General features: G+C 67.7%; 17 protein-coding genes. 3 read left to right on the top strand and 14 right to left on the bottom strand.

All coding sequences use genetic code 11. The annotated features are described in order from the left end of the window. Nucleotides 1–34 precede the first annotated feature (34 nt). Genes EZJ19_RS04180 through ptsP form a run of 3 tightly spaced genes read left to right on the top strand, consistent with a single transcriptional unit; the run spans nt 35 to nt 2419 of the window. Nucleotides 35–439: a PTS sugar transporter subunit IIA gene (locus EZJ19_RS04180; RefSeq protein WP_131445042.1), complete on the top strand. Its 405-nt coding sequence runs from the start codon at nt 35–37 to the stop codon at nt 437–439. After that, nucleotides 432–701, top strand: coding sequence for an HPr family phosphocarrier protein (locus EZJ19_RS04175; RefSeq protein ID WP_131445041.1), 270 nt, complete (start codon nt 432–434; stop codon nt 699–701). The genes EZJ19_RS04180 and EZJ19_RS04175 overlap by 8 nt, the downstream gene beginning before the upstream one ends. Further along, nucleotides 698–2419: a phosphoenolpyruvate--protein phosphotransferase gene (gene ptsP / locus EZJ19_RS04170; protein WP_131445040.1), complete on the top strand. Its 1722-nt coding sequence runs from the start codon at nt 698–700 to the stop codon at nt 2417–2419. Before EZJ19_RS04175 ends, ptsP begins: the two co-directional genes overlap by 4 nt. Nucleotides 2420–2422: 3 nt before the next feature. On the opposite strand, the gene EZJ19_RS04165 is transcribed toward ptsP, so the two are convergent. The 14 genes from EZJ19_RS04165 to EZJ19_RS04100 all read right to left on the bottom strand — a co-directional run bounded on the left by EZJ19_RS04165 (nt 2423) and on the right by EZJ19_RS04100 (nt 19117). Beyond that, a complete protein-coding gene (locus tag EZJ19_RS04165; protein ID WP_131445039.1) occupies nt 2423–3283 on the bottom strand; it encodes an HDOD domain-containing protein in 861 nt (286 codons plus the stop codon). Nucleotides 3284–3302: 19 nt separating this feature from the next. Beyond that, nucleotides 3303–3677 carry an ATP-binding protein gene (locus tag EZJ19_RS04160; protein WP_165873456.1) on the bottom strand — a complete coding sequence of 125 codons (375 nt, stop codon included), beginning with the start codon at nt 3675–3677 and terminating at the stop codon, nt 3303–3305. Continuing rightward, the gene (locus EZJ19_RS04155; protein WP_131445037.1) at nt 3668–5011 is read right to left on the bottom strand and encodes a SpoIIE family protein phosphatase; all 1344 of its coding nucleotides are present in this window, start codon (nt 5009–5011) and stop codon (nt 3668–3670) included. Before EZJ19_RS04155 ends, EZJ19_RS04160 begins: the two co-directional genes overlap by 10 nt. After that, entirely contained in the window at nt 5011–5316 is a 306-nt protein-coding gene (locus EZJ19_RS04150) for an STAS domain-containing protein (RefSeq protein ID WP_131445036.1), read from the bottom strand. Before EZJ19_RS04150 ends, EZJ19_RS04155 begins: the two co-directional genes overlap by 1 nt. 29 nt (nt 5317–5345) lie before the next feature. Next, nucleotides 5346–6386, bottom strand: coding sequence for a protein-glutamate methylesterase/protein-glutamine glutaminase (locus tag EZJ19_RS04145; protein WP_131445035.1), 1041 nt, complete (start codon nt 6384–6386; stop codon nt 5346–5348). Nucleotides 6387–6426: 40 nt separating this feature from the next. After that, nucleotides 6427–7038: a chemoreceptor glutamine deamidase CheD gene (gene cheD, locus EZJ19_RS15990; RefSeq protein ID WP_131445034.1), complete on the bottom strand. Its 612-nt coding sequence runs from the start codon at nt 7036–7038 to the stop codon at nt 6427–6429. Then, complete coding sequence (locus tag EZJ19_RS15985) at nt 7035–7889, bottom strand: CheR family methyltransferase (RefSeq protein WP_131445033.1); 855 nt, start codon at nt 7887–7889, stop codon at nt 7035–7037. The genes cheD and EZJ19_RS15985 overlap by 4 nt, the downstream gene beginning before the upstream one ends. Nucleotides 7890–7936: 47 nt before the next feature. After that, entirely contained in the window at nt 7937–10684 is a 2748-nt protein-coding gene (locus EZJ19_RS16570) for a methyl-accepting chemotaxis protein (protein ID WP_131445032.1), read from the bottom strand. Between the two features lie 54 nt (nt 10685–10738). Next, nucleotides 10739–13528 (bottom strand): methyl-accepting chemotaxis protein, encoded by a 2790-nt coding sequence (locus tag EZJ19_RS16565; RefSeq protein ID WP_131445031.1) that lies wholly within the window; start codon nt 13526–13528, stop codon nt 10739–10741. Nucleotides 13529–13541: 13 nt separating this feature from the next. After that, nucleotides 13542–14024, bottom strand: coding sequence for a chemotaxis protein CheW (locus EZJ19_RS04120; RefSeq protein ID WP_131445030.1), 483 nt, complete (start codon nt 14022–14024; stop codon nt 13542–13544). 24 nt (nt 14025–14048) lie between these two features. Next, nucleotides 14049–16418, bottom strand: coding sequence for a chemotaxis protein CheW (locus EZJ19_RS04115; RefSeq protein ID WP_131445029.1), 2370 nt, complete (start codon nt 16416–16418; stop codon nt 14049–14051). A 49-nt stretch (nt 16419–16467) separates the two neighbouring features. Then, entirely contained in the window at nt 16468–16833 is a 366-nt protein-coding gene (locus EZJ19_RS04110; RefSeq protein ID WP_131445028.1) for a response regulator, read from the bottom strand. A gap of 18 nt (nt 16834–16851) precedes the next feature. Next, on the bottom strand, nt 16852–18021 hold the full coding sequence (locus EZJ19_RS16560; protein WP_131445027.1) for a methyl-accepting chemotaxis protein: 1170 nt from the start codon (nt 18019–18021) through the stop codon (nt 16852–16854). 88 nt (nt 18022–18109) lie between these two features. Beyond that, complete coding sequence (locus EZJ19_RS04100) at nt 18110–19117, bottom strand: Crp/Fnr family transcriptional regulator (RefSeq protein ID WP_131445026.1); 1008 nt, start codon at nt 19115–19117, stop codon at nt 18110–18112. Between the last annotated feature and the right edge of the window lie 413 nt (nt 19118–19530).

Genomic DNA, 19530 nt, shown 5'->3' with positions numbered 1-19530 from the left:
CTAGAATGGGCGCGTCACCGCAATCGACGTCACCATGATCGGTCTCCTAATCGTCGCCCACGGCAGTCTGGGCGAGAGCCTTATCCAGTGCGCCACCTACGTGCTCGGTCAGCGGCCCGAGCGCCTGCAGGCCCTGGATTTGATGGCCTATCCGGATGCCGACGCCATGCTGGCGGTCGCCAAGGAGCACATCGAGGCCCTGGCCGCCGGCAACGACGGCGTCCTCGTCCTCACCGACGTCTACGGCGCCACGCCCTGCAATACCGTCTGCAAGCTGCTCCGCCCGGGCCGGGTCGAGGGCGTCGCCGGGGTCAACCTGCCCATGCTGCTCAAGGTGCTCAACTACCGCAACGAGCCGCTCAACCTGCTCGCCGACCGGGCCGCCAACGGTGGCCAGGCCGGGGTCATGCACATCCGTTTCGAGCACTGCGATGCTTGAGCGCGAGGTCGAGATCGTCAACAGGCTGGGCCTGCACGCGCGCGCCTCGGCCAAGCTCACCCAGACCGCGTCCAGCTTCCAGTCCGACGTCTGGTTGTCGCGCAACGGCCGCCGGGTCAACGGCAAGAGCATCATGGGCGTGATGATGCTGGCGGCGGCCATGGGCACCACCATCAAGATCGACATCGAGGGACCCGACGAGACCGAGGCGATGTCCGCCCTGGTCGGGCTGATCGGCGACCGCTTCGGGGAGGGCGAATGACCTTCACCCTGCATGGCATCGGCGTCGCCGGCGGTTTCGCCATCGGGCACGCCCAGCTCTACTCCAACGACCGCCTGGAGGCGCCCCACTACGTCCTCGGCCAGGACGCCATCGAGCCCGAGGTGACCCGCTTCGACGACGCCATCCGCGAAGTCCGCTGCGAGTGCGAACAACTGCGCGAGCACCTGCCCGAGGGGGCCCCGGCCGAACTGGCCGCCTTCCTCGACCTGCATCGCCTGATCCTCAACGATTCCATGCTGTCGCAGGTGCCCAAGGACCTGATCCGCGGCACCGCCTGCAACGCCGAGTGGGCCCTGGCGCAGCAGACCGAGGCGTTGCTGGCGCAATTCGACAGCATCGAGGACGCCTACCTGCGCGAACGCCGCCAGGACATCAAGCAGGTCGCCGACAAGGTCCTCAAGGCCCTGCTCGGCCACCCCGGCCAACTGCCGGTGAAGGTCTCCGACGAGCCCACCATCCTGGTCGCCCACGACCTCAGCCCGTCCGACATGGTGCTGTTCAAGCGCAGCCCGTTCGCCGGCTTCATCACCGACCTGGGCGGCGCCACCTCGCACACGGCGATCCTGGCGCGCAGCCTGGGCATCCCGTCGGTGATGGCGCTGCACAACGCGCGCACCCTGATCCAGGAGGGCGACCGGATCATCGTCGACGGCAACGCCGGGGTGGTGATCGTCGACCCGGACGAGAACATCCTCGAGGAATACCGGCTGCGCCAGAACGAATGGCGCCTGGAGCAGCAGAAGCTCAAGCGCCTCAAGAGCAGCCCGTCGGCGACCCTGGACGGCCTGGCCGTGGAGCTGATGGCCAACATCGACCAGCCGGAGGACGTCAAGGAGGCCCTGCAGGAGAACGCCGCCGGCATCGGCCTGTTCCGCAGCGAATTCCTGTTCCTGAACCGCACCGACCTGCCCTCCGAGGACGAGCAGTTCGAGGCCTACCGCAAGGTGGCCAAGGCGATGAAGGGACGGCCGGTGGTGATCCGCACCCTCGACATCGGCGCCGACAAGTCGCCCGCCTGGCTGCATGCCGACAGCGTCAACCCGGCCCTCGGCCTGCGCGCGATCCGCCTCTGTCTGGCCGAGCCGCCCCTGTTCCTGGCCCAGTTGCGCGCCATCCTGCGGGCCGGCCGCTACGGCCCGGTGCGCATCCTGATCCCCATGCTCGCCAGCCTGGGCGAACTGGACCAGGTCCTGGAACTGATCGACGTCGCGAAAGCCAGTCTGGACAAGGACGGCATCACCTACGGCAAGGACACCCAGATCGGCGGCATGATCGAGGTGCCGGCCGCCGCCCTGGCGGCGGAATGGTTCGCGCGCAAGCTGGACTTCCTGTCCATCGGCACCAACGACCTGATCCAGTACACCCTGGCCATCGATCGTGCCGACGACACCGTCGCCCACCTGTACGACCCCCTGCACCCCGGCGTCATCCAGCTCGTCGCCCATACCCTGAAGGTGTGCCAGCGCCTGAAGCGGCCGGTATCGGTATGCGGCGAGATGGCCGGCGACCCGCGCCTGACCCGGCTGCTGCTCGGGCTCGGCCTGCGCAGCTTCTCCATGCACCCGGCCCACCTGATGGCGGTCAAGCAGCAGGTCCTGCGCAGCCATGTCGCCAGCCTGGCGCCCATAGCCGGCAAGCTGGCCCGGGCCGGCCGCCCGGAACGCATCCAGGGCTACCTGGAACGCCTGAACGGCTGAGACTCAGCCGCTCAGCGCCTCGACCAGGTCCTCGGCCAGGTCGCGCAGTTCGTCCTCGTGCAGGCCCAGATAGGCCACCGCCTTGTCGTACAGTGCGCCGACCTCGTGGTCCGGCTCGCCCAGGCCGTCGCTGATCAAGCGCTCGGCGACCTGGGTCACCGCGATCAGGGCCAGCGATTCCGCGGCCAGGCTGCCCCGGGGCATCTCGTAGGCGCCGACGTCGTGGTGGTGGCGGATGGCCGCCGCCAGCGTGGCGGGCAGGCCCCAGTTGCGCGCCAGCAGGGCCCCGACCACGGCATGGCTGCAGCGGTAGCGGGCATCCTCGATGGCGACCAGGGGCTGCTCCTGGGTCAGGGCGAGGTCGAACACCTCGCCGTAGTCCGGGAAGCGGCGCATCATGACCGGGACGGCGGCATCGTGGAACAGCCCGTAGGTGTAGGCCAGGTCGGCGGGGATGCCGCGCAGCTTGCGCGCCACCATGCCCGACGCCAGGGCGGCGGCGTTCGAGCGGTTCCAGAAATGGTCCAGAAATTCGGCCGGCAGGGCGTCCGCCAGGCTGTTGCGCAGGGCGACCGCGACCACGATGCAGACCACGTTGCGGGTGCCCAGGCGGGCGATGGCCTGGCCGACGTGGTCGGTCACCGCGCCACGCCGGAACAGCACGGAATTGGCCATCTTGAGGGCGTACGCGGACATGCCGACGTCGCCGGCGATGATCCGGGTCAGCACGGTGATGTCGGGGCTGTCCTTCTGGGCCTCGGCCATGACCGCGGTGACGGTGTTCGGGCAGGGCGGGATGTCTATCCCGGCCAGGGCCTCGTCCATCTCCGCATAGCTGAGTTCGTGCGGCGTCGACCGCTCCATCTTTCTCTCCCGTTGGTGCCTATAGGGCGTAGCGCGCGAATACCCGGTTGCCGTTGTCCTTGTAGGTGACTTCCTCGCACAGGGTCTTGACCAGGCGGATGCCGCGGCCGTGGGTCTGGTACAGGCTCTGGTCGTCGTCCGGGGCGTCGATGTAGGCGTGGTAGTCGAAGCCGCGGCCGCTGTCGCGCACCTGGATGTCCAGGAAGGGGCGCTGGTCGGCCATGTGCAGGTGGAAACCGATGTCGATGACGCCGTCGTTGAGTTCGGCCAGGCGGCGCTCGCGTTCCTCCAGGTAGCGTTCGAAGCCGCCTTCCAGGCTCTTGGTGCGCGAGTCGAGACCCAGGACGCCGTGGTCGAGGGCGTTGTTGAACAGCTCCGAGACGATCAGGAACAACTGCCCTGGTGCGGCTGCAAGGGTTTGATCTGGCCGATGAAGCCGAGCATGGCGGGGACCACGTCGATGCCGCGCAATTCGTCGGCGCCCCAGCGCAACTCCATGCGCCACTCGGACAGGCTGTGGGCCGTGGCGGCGGCCGGCTGGGCGCGCAGGGTCCGGCGGCGCTCGATCGGGACCCGGACGACCAGGACCGAGAGGTCGTCGTGTTCGAGCCGGCCGGCCAGCTGGCGCTTGACGCCGTCTTCGATGGCGGCCAGGCGCAGGCCGGTCGGGGCCTGGCCCAGCAGGGCATCCAGGCCGGCCTGGTTGAGGCGTTGGCCGTCCGGGCTCTCGGCCTCGATGATGCCGTCGGAGACCATGACCAGCTCGCCCGGGCGGGCATAGTTGACCACTTCGGTGGCGCCCGAGAACAGCTCCGGCGGCAGGATGCCGAGCGGCGGATGGCGCGACGGCCAGCGCATGGTGACCTGGCCGTCGTCGTCGACGAACAGGACCTCGGGGTTGCCGCCGTTCCAGATCTCGATGGTCTGGTTGCGGGTGTCGATGGCGGCCAGGGAGGCGGCCACGAAACGGTCGATGGGCAGGAATGCCTTCAGCTTGCTGTTCAGTTCCTCGGCGATGGTGTGGATCGGGAAGCCCTTGAACACCATGCCGTGGAACACCTGGGTGAGCGGCAGGGCGGTCAGGGCCGCCGACAGGCCGTGGCCGGCGGCATCCGCCAGCATCACGTAGAGCACCTCGCCGGGGCCGCGCGCCGCGCACACCAGGTCGCCGCTGAAGCTCTGCGCCGGGGTGTTGCGCCACTGGATCATGGGGTCGCGCAGGCCCTTGGAGTCGAGCAGGCGACCGATGATGTACTGGCCCAGCTTGTTCTGTTCCTCGGCCTCGTCGCGCCAGGCCGCCAGTTCGCGGGCGTAATGCAGGCTCTGCTCCTGCATGCCCAGGGCGCGGGCGTAGCCGTTGATCTTGGCCCGGATCACCTGCAGGTTGGCCGGCTTGACCATGTAGTCGTCGCCGCCGATCTCGAAGCCGCGCAGGATGTCGGACAGGCTGTCGAGCGCCGAGTAGAAGATGATGGGCACCCAGCGGTCGCAGGGCAGTTCGCGGATGCGCCGGGCCGCCTCGATGCCGTCCATCCTGGGCATCATGATGTCCATGATGATCAGCTCGGGCGCCTCGGCCTGGTATTTCTCGATCGCCTCGACGCCGTCCATGGCGGTCACCACCTCGTGGCCGAGCTTGCGCGCCACCGCCTCCAACTGCTTGATGTTGGTGACCGTGTCGTCGACGACCAGTATCTTGATCGGCTTGGCCTGGGCGTTGGCGGACATTATTCGATGGCGAACAGTTTGCCGAAGTTGGCGATCTCGAGGACCTGCTTGACCGAGCCGGTCAGCTTGGTCAGCCTGACCTTCTTGCCGCCCGCCTCGGCCTTCTCGCGCAGGAGCAGGAGCATGCCCAGGGCGGAGGAGTCGAGGTAGTCGACCCGGGCGAAGTCGATGAGGATGTCGCGGATGTCGGCACGGCCGAGCAGGGCATCGTAGGAAGCGCGGAAATCGCGGTGGGAATGGAAGTCGAAACGCCCTTCCAGACTCAGGCGGGCCGTGTTGCCGTCGATCTTTTCGGAAATCTGCATATGTTTTTCTCCTGCAGTGGCGCGAGGGTTCAGGTCAGCCGTTTGAGAATACACCCGGCGATATTGGCGAGGGGGGCGATTTCCTGCACCGCGCCGATCTCCACGGCCGCCTTGGGCATGCCGTAGACGACGCAGCTGGCCTCGTCCTGGGCGATGGTGTAGGCCCCGGCCTGGCGCATGGCCAGCATGCCGGCGGCGCCGTCCTTGCCCATGCCGGTGAGCATGACCGCGACGGCGTTCTGGCCGACCACCCGGGCGGCGCTCTCGAACAGGACGTCGACCGAGGGCCGGTGCCGGTTCACCGGGGCCTCCTGGGACAGCTCGGTGTAGTAGTAGGCGCCGCTCTTCTTTACCCGCAGATGCGAGTGGCCGGGTGCCAGGTAGGCATAGCCGGGCAGCACGCGCTCGTTGTGCTCGGCCTCCTTGACGGTCATCGCCGAGAGCCCGTCCAGGCGGGCGGCGAACGACTTGGTGAAGGACTCCGGCATGTGCTGGGTCATCATGATGGCCGGCGACTCCGCCGGCATGCGCGACAGCACCTCCTTGAGCGCCTCGGTACCGCCGGTCGAGGAGCCGATGAAGACGACCTTTTCCGTCGTCGACAGGATGTGGCCGGCGAGCGGCCGCGGCGCCCCGATGGCCGCCGTCGCGCCGGTCTGGCGGCGCACGTGGGCGCGCGCCGCGGTGCGGATCTTGTCGGTGATGTCCTGGACCAGTTCGGCCATGGCCTCGCTGACCCCCAGTTTGGGCTTGGCGACGAAGTCGACCGCGCCCAGTTCGAGCGCCTTCAGGGTCACCTCGGAACCGTGCTCGGTCAGGGTGGAGATCATCACCACCGGCGTCGGGCGCAGGCGCATGAGCTTCTCCAGGAACTCGAGACCGTTCATCCTGGGCATCTCGACGTCCAGGGTGAGGACGTCGGGGTTGCTCTGCTTGATCAGATCGCGCGCCACCAGCGGGTCGGGCGCCATGCCGACCACCTCCATGTCGGGCTGGCCGTCGATGATCGCCTTCATCACGCTCCGGATCAGGGCGGAGTCGTCGATGATCAATACCTTGATCTTGCTCATCTCGATTCGCCTCCTCGGGCGGTCGGCGTCGGCCGGCGGGTCATGCGAACAGCTCCACGTCGCCCGCCATGTCGGCGGTCTGCAGGCGGCTGCCGTATTCCTGCTCGCGCTGCACGATGGTGTCGTTGTGCACGCGCTTGAGCTTCTTGACCAGGACCCGGCCGCTGACCGGGAAGAAGTACACCTTGCGCGGATAGATGTCGCGCAGGTCCTCCGCGGTCACCCGGATGCGCTCGCGCGCCAGGTATTCGAGCACGAAATCGCTGTTGCGTTCGCCGACGTTGTGCAGGGTGAAGCCGCGCATGATGGCGCCGCCGCCGAACACCTTGGCCTCCAGGCGGGTGCGGCTGGCCCCCAGCTTCAGGAGCTGGTTGAGCAATATCTCCATGGCGTAGCCGCCATAGCGTGCGCAGGCGGAGAGCGGGTTGTGCACGTCGCCGCCCTCCGGGAGCATGAAATGGTTCATGCCGCCGACGCCGGCAACGGGGTCGCGGATGCAGGCGGAGACGCAGGAACCGAGCACGGTCACCAGCATCATCTCGCGCCCCGTGACGTAGTACTCGCCGGGCAGGATCTTCGCGGCTTCGGTCTGGAAATGGCGGTCATAGTAGTGGTTGGGGGCGAGGAGCTCCTCGTAGCCGTGCCGGGTCACGCGGGCTTCCTCTGCGGCCGCGCCTCGATGTGCTCGTAGACGGTCTGGCCGCGCAGGCGGAACAGGTCGGCGGCGTGGTACAGGGCCTCCGAATGGCCCATGAACAGCAGGCCGTCCGGCTTCAGCAACGGCTTCATCCGGGTCAGTATCCGGTGCTGGGTGGGCTTGTCGAAGTAGATCATCACGTTGCGGCAGAAGATGGCGTCCAGGGTGCCCTGGATCGGCCAGTTCGGCGCCAGCAGGTTGAGCTGGAAGAAGTCGACCATGGCGCGCAGTTCCGGTTTCACGCGGGCGTAGCCGGCGCGGTCGCCGGTGCCGCGCAGGAAGAAGCGGCGCTGGCGTTCCGGCCCCAGCTTGGCCAGGCGCTCGATCGGATAGACGCCGTCCTGGCATTTCTTGAGCACGTTGGTGTCGAGGTCGGAGGCGACGATGCGCACCGGGGCGTCGAAGCCGCCGAAGGTTTCGACCGCGGTCATGGCCATCGAGTAGGGCTCCTCGCCGGTGCTCGACGCCGAACTCCAGAGCCGGATCGGGTGGTCGTGGCGCTGCCTGAGGAAGTCCTTCAGGAGAACGAAGTGGTGGTTCTCGCGGAAGAAATCGGTCAGGTTGGTGGTCAGCGAGTTGACGAACGCCTCCCACTCCTCCTCGTGGCCGGTCTTCAGGTGGTCCAGGTAGGCGCCGAAGCTCTTCAGGCCGGTGGCGCGCAGGCGCCGGGCCAGGCGGCTGTAGACCATGTCCTCCTTGGCGTCGGACAGGGCGATGCCGGCGTGGTCGTAGATCAGCTTGCGCACCTCCTCGAAGTCCCGGTGGGAAAAGTGGAACTCGCGGTCGCTGCGGATGGGGTCGGCCATGGCGTGTCCAGGTGCGGGCGGCCGCCGGGCCGCCCGCGCGGGTCAGGTCAGAATTCCTCCCACTCGCCGTCGTCGGAGGCGGGCGGCTTGGGCAGGCGGGCGGCCGGTTTGGCGGCGGGGGCGGCCAGGCGCGCGGGGGCGGCCTTGGCGGCGACGGCCCGCTTGCCGGTGGCGGCGACCCGGAACACGGCGACCGCCTCGGCCAGGCCGTTGGCCTGGTCCTGCAGGGACTCGGCCGCGGCGGCGGCCTCCTCCACCAGGGCGGCGTTCTGCTGGGTCATCTCGTCCATCTGGGTGACGGCGGTGTTGACCTGGCCGATGCCCTGGGACTGCTCGACCGAGGCGGCGGTGATCTCGCCCATGATGTCGGTGACGCGCTTCACGGCATCGACGATCTCCTGCATGGTCTGGCCGGCGTTCTCGACCTGCTTGTAGCCGTTGTTGACCTTGTCGACGGAGTCGGAGATGAGCTCCTTGATCTCCTTGGCGGCGGCGGCGGAGCGCTGGGCGAGGTTGCGCACCTCGCCGGCGACGACGGCGAAGCCGCGGCCCTGTTCGCCGGCCCGGGCGGCTTCCACGGCGGCGTTGAGGGCCAGGATGTTGGTCTGGAAGGCGATGCCGTCGATGACGCTGATGATGTCGGCGATCTTCTTCGAGGATTCGGCGATCGCCCCCATGGTGCCGACCACGTGGCCGACGATGTCGCCGCCCCGTATCGCGATGTCGGAGGCCCCCTTGGCGAGTTGGTTGGCCTGGCGGGAGTTGTCGGCGTTCTGCTTGACGGTGGAGGTGAGCTCGTCCATGGAGGAGGCGGTTTCCTCGAGGGAGGAGGCCTGGGACTCGGTGCGGGAGGAGAGGTCGGCGTTGCCGGTGGCGATCTCGCGGGCGGCGGTGTTGATGGCGTCGGTGGCCTCGCGGATCTGGCCGATGATCTCCTGGAGCTTGCCGACGGTGGCGTTGGCGTTGTCGCGCAGCTCGGCGAACAGGCCTTGGTAGTCGCCCTGCATCTGGCGCGTCAGGTCGCCGTCGGCGAGTGCCTTGAGGACGCTGCCGACGTCGTGGATGCCCTGTTCGGAGGTGTCGACGACCCGGTTGATGCCTTCCGCCAGCTGCTTGAAGAAGCCGGCCTTGCCTTCCAGGCCGATGCGCTGGCTGTAGTCGCCGCCGGCCGCGGCCTGGACCAGGTTGGCGACTTCCTGCTCGACGGCGACCTCGGTGGTGCGGTCGACCCACTGGCTGACCCGGCCGATGTGCTTGCCGCGGGCATCCGTGATCGGGCCGGAGTCCCAATGCAGGACGTGGCCGTTGAAGGTGAACTCGACCGCCTCGCGGGCGTCCATGGCGTGCTTGAAGCGGGCCGTGATGGCGGGGTCGTCGAAGAAGTCGGTCAGCTTGCTGCCGATCAGGTTGTCGGCCTTGCGGCCCTGGCGGCCGACCGCGTTGAACAGCTTGATGGCGGCCGGGGTCATGTGCTTGAGCAGGCCGTCGACGTCGGAGATGGTGATGGCGGCGGTCGAGCTGTCGAGGGCGATCCGGATGCGCAGGTTCTCGTCGGCGATCTTCCTGGCCTCGAGGATGTCGAAGCCGAGCTTGGTCTGCATGGCCTCGATGGCCTCCATGACCAGGCCGATCTCGTCCTTGCGGTCGAGCGGAATCTTGCTGTCGTAGATGCCTTCGGCCAGGCGCAGGAAGATCTCGTCGGTGCGCTTGAGGCGCCGGGCCAGGTTGCGGCCGATCAGGGTGAAGACGAACAGGGCGACGACGACGGTGAGACCGGCCAGCACGATGACCTTGGTACGGGCGGAACTCGAGGCCTCGTTGACCTGGGTGTGCATCTGCTCGGACGCCTTCTCCTGTTCGGCGATGCCGTCCAGGATAACCTTCTTGACGTCGCGCCAGAGCGGTGTCGTGTCCTTGTTCAGGTTCTCCACGGCGGCGGCGGCTTCGCCGGCCTTGACGTGGCCGAACAGGGTGTCCTCGCTCGCCTTCATGCGCTCGAAGATCGCCGTGATCTCCTTGAGCCGGGCTTGGCCGGTGGCGCTGTCGTCCAGCAGGTCGATCTCGCCGAGCAACTGGGCGATGTCGGCACGGGCCTTGTCGTAGTTGTCGTAGGCCTTCTTGTTGGCGGGGTCGAGCATGATGTTGCGGGTCGCCTGGCCGACTTGCAGGCCTTGGGCGTAGAGGGCCTCGTACTTCTTCTCCAGAACCACTTCGCGGTTGAGGTAGTTCTCGTAGGAGGACTTCTGGGCGCCCATGCCGCCGACCACGGCATAGAACAACGCCAGGCTCACCACCAGGCCGCTGGCGGCGGCGGCGCCGATCAGGGTTTGGTGCACGGTGACGCGTTTCAGCCAGGCACGCCAGCCACCCGGGTGCAGCTTGGCCTTGCCGTCGCGGATCTGCTTGTACAGGGCCTCGGCGGCCGCGACGGCTTCGCGGGTCGGCTTGCGGCGCACCGACAGGTAGCCGGTCAGCTGGCCGCTCTTCCAGATCGGCGCGACGTGCGCCTCCACCCAGTAGTGGTCGCCGTTCTTGCAGCGGTTCTTGACCAGGCCGATCCAGGGCTTGCCCGCCTTGATGGTGTCCCAGAGGTCCTTGAACGCCTCCGCCGGCATGTCGGGGTGGCGGAATATGTTGTGCGGGGCGCCGATCAACTCGGCCTCGGTGAAGCCGCTGATCTCGACCAGGTAGCGGTTGACCAGGGTGATGATGCCCTTGGTGTCCGTCGTGGAGATGATTTCCTCGTCGTCGCGCATCATCCGCTCGACGCCGGTCACGGGCATGTTGATTCGCATGGTTCGTCCTTGTGGTCGATTATTCTGGCGGGTCCGTGGTCCAGTCTGCTCGGGTCAGAACTCCTGCCACTCGCCGTCGTCGGAGGCGGCCGGCTTGGGCAGGCGGGCGGCCGGCTTGGCGGCGGGGGCGGCCAGGCGCGCGGGGGCGGCCTTGGCGGCGACGGCCCGCTTGCCGGTGGCGGCGACCCGGAACACGGCGACCGCCTCGGCCAGGCCGTTGGCCTGGTCCTGCAGGGACTCGGCCGCGGCGGCGGCCTCCTCCACCAGGGCGGCGTTCTGCTGGGTCATCTCGTCCATCTGGGTGACGGCGGTGTTGACCTGGCCGATGCCCTGGGACTGCTCGACCGAGGCGGCGGTGATCTCGCCCATGATGTCGGTGACGCGCTTCACGGCATCGACGATCTCCTGCATGGTCTGGCCGGCGTTCTCGACCTGCTTGTAGCCGTTGTTGACCTTGTCGACGGAGTCGGAGATGAGCTCCTTGATCTCCTTGGCGGCGGCGGCGGAGCGCTGGGCGAGGTTGCGCACCTCGCCGGCGACGACGGCGAAGCCGCGGCCCTGTTCGCCGGCCCGGGCGGCTTCCACGGCGGCGTTGAGGGCCAGGATGTTGGTCTGGAAGGCGATGCCGTCGATGACGCTGATGATGTCGGCGATCTTCTTCGAGGATTCGGCGATCGCCCCCATGGTCTGGACCACCTGGCCGACGATGTCGCCACCCTTGACGGCGATGTCGGAGGCCCCCTTGGCGAGTTGGTTGGCCTGGCGGGAGTTGTCGGCGTTCTGCTTGACGGTGGAGGTGAGCTCGTCCATGGAGGAGGCGGTTTCCTCGAGGGAGGAGGCCTGGGACTCGGTGCGGGAGGAGAGGTCGGCGTTGCCGGTGGCGATCTCGCGGGCGGCGGTGTTGATGGCGTCGGTGGCCTCGCGGATCTGGCCGATGATCTCCTGGAGCTTGCCGACGGTGGCGTTGGCGTTGTCGCGCAGCTCGGCGAACAGGCCCTGGTAGTCGCCCTGCATCTGGCGCGTCAGGTCGCCGTCGGCGAGCGCCTTGAGCACCTCGGCGACGTCGTTGATGCCCTGTTCGGAGGTGTCGACGACCCGGTTGATGCCTTCCGCCAGCTGCTTGAAGAAGCCGGCCTTGCCGGCCTGGTCGATGCGCTGGCTGAAATCGCCGGCGGCCGCGGCGGCCACCAGTTCGGCGACCTCCTGCTCGACGGCGACCTCGGTGGTGCGGTCGGTCCACTGGCTGACCCGGCCGAGATGCTTGCCCTGGCTGTCGGTGATCGGGCCGGAATTCAGGCGCAGGGTGAAGGACTTGAACGGAAATTCCTCGGCCTCCGCGCTATCCATGGCGTGCGCCAGCTTGGCCGTGATGGCGGGGTCGTTGAAGAACTCGGTCAGCTTGGTGCCGAGCAGGTCGTCGGCCCGGCGCTCGCCGCCGACCAGGGCGGAGAACAGTTTGCCGGCCGACGGGGTCATGTGGCGCAGCAGGCCTTCGTCGTCGGAGATGGTGATGGCGGCGGTCGAACTGTCCAGGGCGATGCGCACGCGCAGGTTCTCGTCGGCGACGCGCTTGGCCTCGGCGACGTCGAAGCCGAGCTTGGTCTGCATGGACTTGAGCGACTCCAGGACCTTGCCGACCTCGTCGTGGTTCTCGACCTCGATGGGGTTGTTGTAGTTGCCCTGGGCGATCTGCTCGAAGAAGCCGATGGCCTTGTCGAGCGGCCGCACGATGGCGCGCACCAGGCCGACGCCGAGCCAGGCCGCCAGCGTGATGCCGGCCAGGATCAGGGCCAGGGCGACCGCCCGGATGGTCGTGTAGCGGCTCTGCGCGGCGAGGTACTCGGCCTTGGCCTCGTCGACCAGGCGGCTCTTCAGCGCCTCGACGCTCGCCGCCACCGGTTGGTAGAGGGCGACCACGGCGTTGTCGTTGATCAGCATGGCGCCCGGTACGTCGTCCTTGCGCAGGGCCTCGACGGCCGGCTTGAGGCCCTGGCCGACGAACTGCTTGCGTTCCTCGGCGAACTGGTCGGCCAGCTTCTTCACCTCCGGCGTCATTGCGCTGGTCATGAAGGTCTGCCAGATGCCGGTGATGGCGTCGATGTTGCGCTCGACCTCGTCGGCGTTCTTCTTCACGTTGGCGGGGTCGGGGTTGAGGATGGATTCCTGGATGGCGACCCGGTTGCGCAGGATCAGGCGATTGATGTCGCTGATCCGGTTGCTGGCCACCATGCGGTCCTCGTAGACGCCGCGCAGGGCGTCGTTGGTCATGCTCAGACCGATCAGGCCCATGCCCCCGATGACCAGCAGGAGCAGGGACAACATGCCGATGACGACTTGCAGTCGGGACTTGATGGTGAGGTTGCTGAGCATCGTTTGTATCCTTCCGAGTTTGGATGCCTTGATGACGCGGCCTTCGTAGAGCTGGATGGCGGAATCGCCGGCGCGGATGGCCTGGTAGAGGTCCGTGGCGGCGGCGATTTCGGCGCGGCTGGGCTTGCTGCGCACCGACAGGTAGCCGGTGACCTGCCCGCCCTCGCGGATCGGGGTGACGTTGGCCTTGACCCAGTAGTGGTCGCCGTTCTTGCAGCGGTTGATGACCAGGCCGGTCCAGGGCTTGCCGCGCTGGATGGTGGCCCAGAGGTCGGCGAAGCCGGCCGCCGGCATGTCCGGGTGGCGCACGATGTTGTGCGGCGCGCCGAGCAGTTCCGCGGCGGCAAAGCCGCTGATGCGCACGAAGGTGTCGTTGACGTGGGTGATGACGCCGCGCAGGTCGGTGGTCGAGGTGATCTCCTCGCCATCCCGCATCTCCCGCTCGACGCCGGTCACCGGCATGTTCACGCGCATGGCCGGTCTCCGATCAGGCCGCCGCGGCCTCGACGAGTGCCATCTCCTGGCTGCTCATCAGTTGCTCGATGTCGACGACGATGATCATGCGTTCGTCCAGCGTGCCCAGGCCGAGGATGTAGCGGGTGTCCAGGGCGGAGCCGAACTCCGGCGCCGGGCGCAGGTTGCCGGGGCTCAGCTGGATGACGTCGGAGACGCCGTCGACGACGATGCCGACCACGCGCTTGCCGATGTTGAGGATGATCACCACGGTGAACTGGTCGTAGGTCGGCTCGCCCAGGTTGAACTTGATGCGCAGGTCGACGATGGGGACGATGACGCCGCGCAGGTTGATCACGCCCTTGATGAAGGCGGGCGCGTTGGCGATCCGGGTCGGCGTCTCGTAGCCGCGGATTTCCTGCACCTTGAGGATGTCGATGCCGTATTCCTCGCGGCCCAGGGTGAAGGTGAGGAATTCGCCCGAGCTGACGATGCTGCCGTCGCTGCTGTTGTCCATCGTATCCGTCCTCTCAGTGGTTGCTCAGGCCGCCATGCGCTTGGCCGGGTGGTCCAGGCCGATGCGGGTGACGGCGGCGATGTCCAGGATCAGGGCGACGTTGCCGTCGCCCATGATGGTGGCGCCGGAGATGCCCGGCACCTTGCGGTAGTTGGCCTCCAGGCTCTTGATCACGACCTGGTGCTGGCCCAGCAGGGCGTCGACGAACAGCGCCGCCTTGCCCTCCTCGCTCTCGACCACGACGATGATGCCGTTGTCGAACGCGGCCGGCTCGGGCTCGCCGAACACCTTGGTGAGGGGAATGATGGGCAGGTATTCGCCGCGGATGTGGATGACCCGGGAGTTCCCCGCCATGGTCTTGATGTCGTCCGCCTGCGGCTGCAGCGACTCCACGATGGCGGTGAGCGGGACGATGAAGACGTCGCCGTCGACGCCCACCGACATGCCGTCCAGGATGGCCAGGGTGAGCGGCAGGCGGATGGCGATGCGGGTGCCGTGGCCGGGCGAGGACTCCAGTTCGACGCGGCCGCCCAGGCCCTCGATGTTCTTCTTCACCACGTCCATGCCGACGCCGCGCCCGGACACGTCGGTGACCACCTCGGCGGTCGAGAAGCCGGGCGCCATGATGAGTTGCCAGACCTCGCCGTCGGACATGCCGTCGTGGACGTTCATGCCCTTCTCGCGCGCCTTGGCCAGGATGCGCTCGCGGTTCAGGCCGGCGCCGTCGTCGAGCACCTCGATGACGATGTTGCCGCCCTGGTGCGAGGCCTTCAGGGTGATCGTGCCCTTGGCCGGCTTGCCGGCGGCGACGCGCCTGTCGGGCGTCTCCAGGCCATGGTCCAGGCTGTTGCGGATCAGGTGGGTGAGCGGGTCGGTGATCTTCTCGATCAGGCTCTTGTCCAGCTCGGTGTTCTCGCCCACGGTCTTCAGGTCGACCTGCTTGTTCAGCTTGCCGGCCAAGTCGCGCACCACGCGCGGGAAGCGCGAGAAGACCATGGACATGGGCAGCATGCGGATGGACATCACCGATTCCTGGAGGTCGCGCGTGTTGCGGGCCAGGAGGTCGATGCCGGAGATCAGCTTCTCGGCCTGGATGGGGTCGAGGTAGCCGGCCGCGTCGGCGATCATGGCCTGGGTGATGACCAGTTCGCCGACCAGGTTGATGAGCTGGTCGACCTTGTCGACCGAGACGCGGATGCTGGAGGCCTCCGCCGAGGCCGAGGTGACGGTCTTGTCGGTCTCGCGCCGGCCGCCCTTGGCCACTTCGACGCTGGGCTGGTCGGAAGCGCGCCGGCCGAAGTTGCTCGCCGCCGGAGCGGCGGCGGCCGCGGCGGTGCGGCTGCCGGGGGCGCCCGGGAAGAGGCCCATGCCGGCGGGGGCGTCGATGAACAGGCCGTAGCCCTCGGCCTCGATCGCGGCCGGGGAATCGCCCGGCTTGACCGGCGTGGCGTGGCTGAATTCGGGCTTGCCCGGGGCGTCGTCGAAGAGGCCGAAGGAATCGTCCGCCGCCTCGGCGGCCGGGGCACCCGGGGCGGCGTCGAAGAAGCCGAAGCCGGCGTCCTCGGGCGGGGCCGCCTGGGCCGGTGCGCCGGGGGCGCTGTCGAAGAATCCGAAACCGTCGTCTTCGGCCGCGCCGACCGGGACGCCCGGGGCGTCGTCGAACAGGCCGAAGGAATCGTCCTGGATCGCGGCGGCCGCACCGGCCGGCTCGATGGCGATCGTGCCGGCGTCGGCGTAGAAGGCCAGGAGGTCGCGCAGCTCGGCGTCGGCGAAGGTGGTGGTGACGTGGGCGCGGAAGCGCGGCGCCTCGGCGCTCGGGCGCGCCAGCACGTCGCAGGCGACGGTCTCGCAGAAGCCGTCGACCAGGTTGGCGACCGCGGCCGGGTCGCCGGCGACCTCGGCGGGCAGGTCGAAGCTGACCGCCAATTCGCGTACCGGTCCGGCGGCCGCCCCGGGGCCGGTGCCGGTGTCGGCCGGCGCGCTCTCGGCGGGGCTGGCGGCCGGGCCGCCGGTGGCCAGCGACTCCAGGGTCGCGCAGACCGCCTGGATGCTGTCCGGGTCCGCCTCGGGACCGCCCTGGTGGTGTTCGAGCTGGGCGCGCAGGACGTCGCCGGCCGCCAGGAAGGCGTCGACCATCTCGGGCCGCAGGGCCAGCTCCTGCTTGCGCAGCTTGTCGAGCAGGGTCTCCAGGATGTGGGTCACCGACGTCATGTCGGTGAAGCCGAAGGTGCCGCTGCCCCCTTTGATCGAGTGCGCGGCACGGAAGATGGCGTTGAGGTCCTCCAGGTCGGGGGCCTCGACGTCCAGGTCGAGCAGCAGGCTTTCCATGTTCGCCAGGTGTTCCCCGGCTTCATCGAAGAACACCTGGTAGAACTGGCTCATGTCGACGGTCATGACGGCTCCGGAATCAGAAGGCGTCGGCGCGGTGGCGCGGGGACTCGGCTCAGCCGATCACTTTCTTGACGACCTCGAGCAGCTTTTGCGGGTCGAACGGCTTGACCAGCCAGCCGGTGGCGCCGGCCGCCCGGCCGGCCGATTTCATGGCGTCGGACGACTCGGTGGTCAGCATCAGGATCGGCGTGCTCTTGTACTGGGGCAGGGTACGCAGGGTCTTGATGAGGGTGATGCCATCCATCTTGGGCATGTTCTGGTCGGTCAGCACCAGGTCGGCGCCGCGGCCCTTGGCCTTGGCCAGGCCGTCCTCGCCGTCGACCGCCTCCATGACCTCATAACCGGCGCTTTTCAGGGTGAAGGCCACCATCTGGCGGATGGAGGCGGAGTCGTCGACCGTCAATACGAGTTTTGCCATGTTTGTCCCTTGGGGTGCTCAGAATAGTTCGATGTCACCCGACTGCATGTCTTCCTGTTTCACGGGGGACGTGCGTTCGGAGGCGGTGCGGGCGGTTTCCTGGATGCGTTGCCGGGCCGCGGGCAGGCCGCTGGCGATGTTGTCGGTATCGTGCACCGCCAGGTCCAGGCTGGAAATGATCTGCCTCAATGTTTCCAGGTGCAGGCCGACCTGGCCGATCAGCTGGCAGGTGAGGTCCTGGAACTGCAGGGCCTGGGCCGCCGAGTTGACCTCGTCGCGCACCATCCCCGCCAGCTCGTCGATCCGCAGCACCGCCTCGCCCATCTCGCGGTTCATCCGGTTCAGGCGCGCCATGGTGTCCTGCAGCCGGCTCTTCGACTGGAGGGCGAAGTTCATGTCCATGGAGGCGACCGACAGGATGGCGTCGTGGGCCTCGTTCATGGAGTTGTACACCTGGTTCATGTGGCTGCGGATGACGTTGCTGAAGTGGTTGGTCCGCATCGACAGGTTGCGCACTTCGTCGGCCACGACGGCGAACCCGCGGCCCGCCTCGCCCGCGCGCGCCGCCTCGATGGCGGCGTTGAGGGCGAGCAGGTTGGTCTGTTTGGAGATGGCCTCGATCTCGCCCAGGATCTCCTGGACTGAGCTGACCTGGTCGTTGATGGTCTCCATGGTCTCGACCAGGCCCATGGCGATCTTGCTGGTCGACACCGTGCTGTCGACGAAGGAGTCCAGGGTCTTCGAGGTGTCCAGGATGAATTCCGAGAAGTGCAGGCTGCCGTCCGTCTCGCCGCCCGACCCGCCCAGCGTGGTGGCCACCTGCAGGGCGGTCTCGCGCTGGCTCTGGACATGCTGGTAGACCGTGTTGAAGTTGTTCAGCAGCGTGCCGGAGGCATTGTGGATCAGGTCGAGGGTGCGCTTGAGTTCGTCCTCGCCGCCCTGGCATTCGGCCTCGGTGGCTGCCATGAGGTCGTCGGCCAGACCCTTGACGTCGGCCGCGGGGACGCCGGGCGCCACCTTGGCCTGGTCCTGCGCGGCGCTCACGCCGTGCCGGCTGGTCAGGCGCCAGACCAGCACGGCCGCCCCCAGCACCGCGGCAACGCGAAGCCCGGCGGGCGCAAACCAGGCAACGATGGCGACGACAATGGCTACTGCCGCGATCAGCGCGGCGTGTTTTCCGGACGTCAAACCGATTCCCCTACTCAGCGTACTGTTGGCATGTGCCCGCTATTACGGTTGCGGCACGGCAAACTTTAGGGGCCGCAGGGCGCCCCGCCTAAAGGTTTTCACGCAGAAAACGGGCATAGCCGGCGGCACTGACGATATGGGTGCCATCGCAGTTGAACTGCATGTGGATGGCGTCCTTGAGGATGCCGATGGTGACGCTGCGGATATAGAAGTTCGGGATGCTGCGCAGCAGGGGCAGTTGCTTGATGGTCTTGGCGACTTCCTCGGCGGGGACCGGCTGCCATTTCTCGAAATAGTGGCTGAAGCCGTGCTGCAGGTGGGTCGGCAGGCCGGCGAAGAAGGCGTCGTCGCCGATGTCGCGGTAGCGGCGCCGGATCATGGCGGTCTTGCTGGCGTAGTCGATCTTCGGGAAATGACGTTCGACGTAGGAGCCGTCCAGCAGGCGCATGGCGGGGTGGAACTCCTCCGCGAAGGGGTCGAGGAGCGTCGACAGGCGGATCTCGCCGTTGTTGAAGCCGACCAGGATGCGGTGCACCGTGCGGTTGAGCAGGAGGTCCTCGAAGCAGGTCACCAACTCGGGCAGGAAACGGTCGACGACGCTCTCGTAGCGCGCCCGCTCCATGGCCGATTCGCGCAGGGAAGGGTCGCCCTTGATGCCGATGTGCATGTCGCGGCCCTGGGCGCCGCCGATGCTGACCATCTTCTCGTCGAGTACCAGTTTCTCGTTGCGCCGGTCGACCAGTTCGCGGATCTTCACCTCGATGGCGGGGTCGCTGGCGAGGAGGCCGCGGAACGCCTCCTTGCCGACCCGCAGGAAGGCGGTGTCCTCGACGGTCGCGGCCGAGGCGGTGCGCCGGCCGCCGCTGTAGAGGGCCATCTCGCCGAACCAGTCGCCGCTGCCGGCGCGCTGGATTTCGATCCGGGTGTTGAATTTCTCGATGAACAGCGATACCGAGCCGGTATGCACGAAGTACAGGAAGTCCGCCTCGTCGCCCTCCCGGAACACCGGTTCGTTGGCCTTGACGGTCACTTGCTCGCCGAGCAGGCGGATCTTCGCCACCTCGTCGTCATGCAGATCCTGGAACACTGAAGCCATTTGCGTCTCCTCCTGCGTCTCGCGGTTACGGCCGGGTGGCCGGACGGCGGGGACACGCCGGCCAACGCGGCTGAGTGGTTGTACTTAGTTGTGTGGCCCGAATCATAGGGGGAGACGGGCATCGGCGTAAACGCCCTCCGGGCCGGTCTCCGCCAGTTCGCCGGACAGCGCAACCGGCGCGTTTGTTGCAAACAGGCAACGGCACGTCCGGCGACTGGACGGCCGGGAAAACCCCTATTGACAGTCGGGGATAAAATTCATACATTCCGGTCTGAAATGTGTGTAAACGGCGGCCACGCTGGCGTGGCGGTGGAACGCGTTTCATGTCGTATCCTGCCGCGGTGCTCGAGCCATCTGGCGCCAAGGCAGGGATTGTTGGTCGCGCGCCCGCACCGGCGCGGCTGACATCCTCC

Source organism: Parasulfuritortus cantonensis, assembly GCF_004337445.1.
GTDB lineage: Bacteria > Pseudomonadota > Gammaproteobacteria > Burkholderiales > Thiobacillaceae > Parasulfuritortus > Parasulfuritortus cantonensis.
This window is presented reverse-complemented; position numbering and strand designations above follow the sequence as displayed.

Excerpts from the sequence above, each read along its gene's own strand:
- EZJ19_RS04180 (WP_131445042.1), top strand. The coding sequence starts at position 35 with ATGATCGGTCTCCTAATCGTCGCCCACGGCAGTCTGGGCGAGAGCCTT.
- EZJ19_RS04175 (WP_131445041.1), top strand. The coding sequence starts at position 432 with ATGCTTGAGCGCGAGGTCGAGATCGTCAACAGGCTGGGCCTGCACGCG.
- ptsP (WP_131445040.1), top strand. The coding sequence starts at position 698 with ATGACCTTCACCCTGCATGGCATCGGCGTCGCCGGCGGTTTCGCCATC.
- EZJ19_RS04165 (WP_131445039.1), bottom strand. The coding sequence starts at position 3,283 with ATGGAGCGGTCGACGCCGCACGAACTCAGCTATGCGGAGATGGACGAG.
- EZJ19_RS04155 (WP_131445037.1), bottom strand. The coding sequence starts at position 5,011 with ATGTCCGCCAACGCCCAGGCCAAGCCGATCAAGATACTGGTCGTCGAC.
- EZJ19_RS04150 (WP_131445036.1), bottom strand. The coding sequence starts at position 5,316 with ATGCAGATTTCCGAAAAGATCGACGGCAACACGGCCCGCCTGAGTCTG.
- EZJ19_RS04145 (WP_131445035.1), bottom strand. The coding sequence starts at position 6,386 with ATGAGCAAGATCAAGGTATTGATCATCGACGACTCCGCCCTGATCCGG.
- EZJ19_RS15985 (WP_131445033.1), bottom strand. The coding sequence starts at position 7,889 with ATGGCCGACCCCATCCGCAGCGACCGCGAGTTCCACTTTTCCCACCGG.
- EZJ19_RS16570 (WP_131445032.1), bottom strand. The coding sequence starts at position 10,684 with ATGCGAATCAACATGCCCGTGACCGGCGTCGAGCGGATGATGCGCGAC.
- EZJ19_RS16565 (WP_131445031.1), bottom strand. The coding sequence starts at position 13,528 with ATGCGCGTGAACATGCCGGTGACCGGCGTCGAGCGGGAGATGCGGGAT.
- EZJ19_RS04120 (WP_131445030.1), bottom strand. The coding sequence starts at position 14,024 with ATGGACAACAGCAGCGACGGCAGCATCGTCAGCTCGGGCGAATTCCTC.
- EZJ19_RS04115 (WP_131445029.1), bottom strand. The coding sequence starts at position 16,418 with ATGACCGTCGACATGAGCCAGTTCTACCAGGTGTTCTTCGATGAAGCC.
- EZJ19_RS04110 (WP_131445028.1), bottom strand. The coding sequence starts at position 16,833 with ATGGCAAAACTCGTATTGACGGTCGACGACTCCGCCTCCATCCGCCAG.
- EZJ19_RS04100 (WP_131445026.1), bottom strand. The coding sequence starts at position 19,117 with ATGGCTTCAGTGTTCCAGGATCTGCATGACGACGAGGTGGCGAAGATC.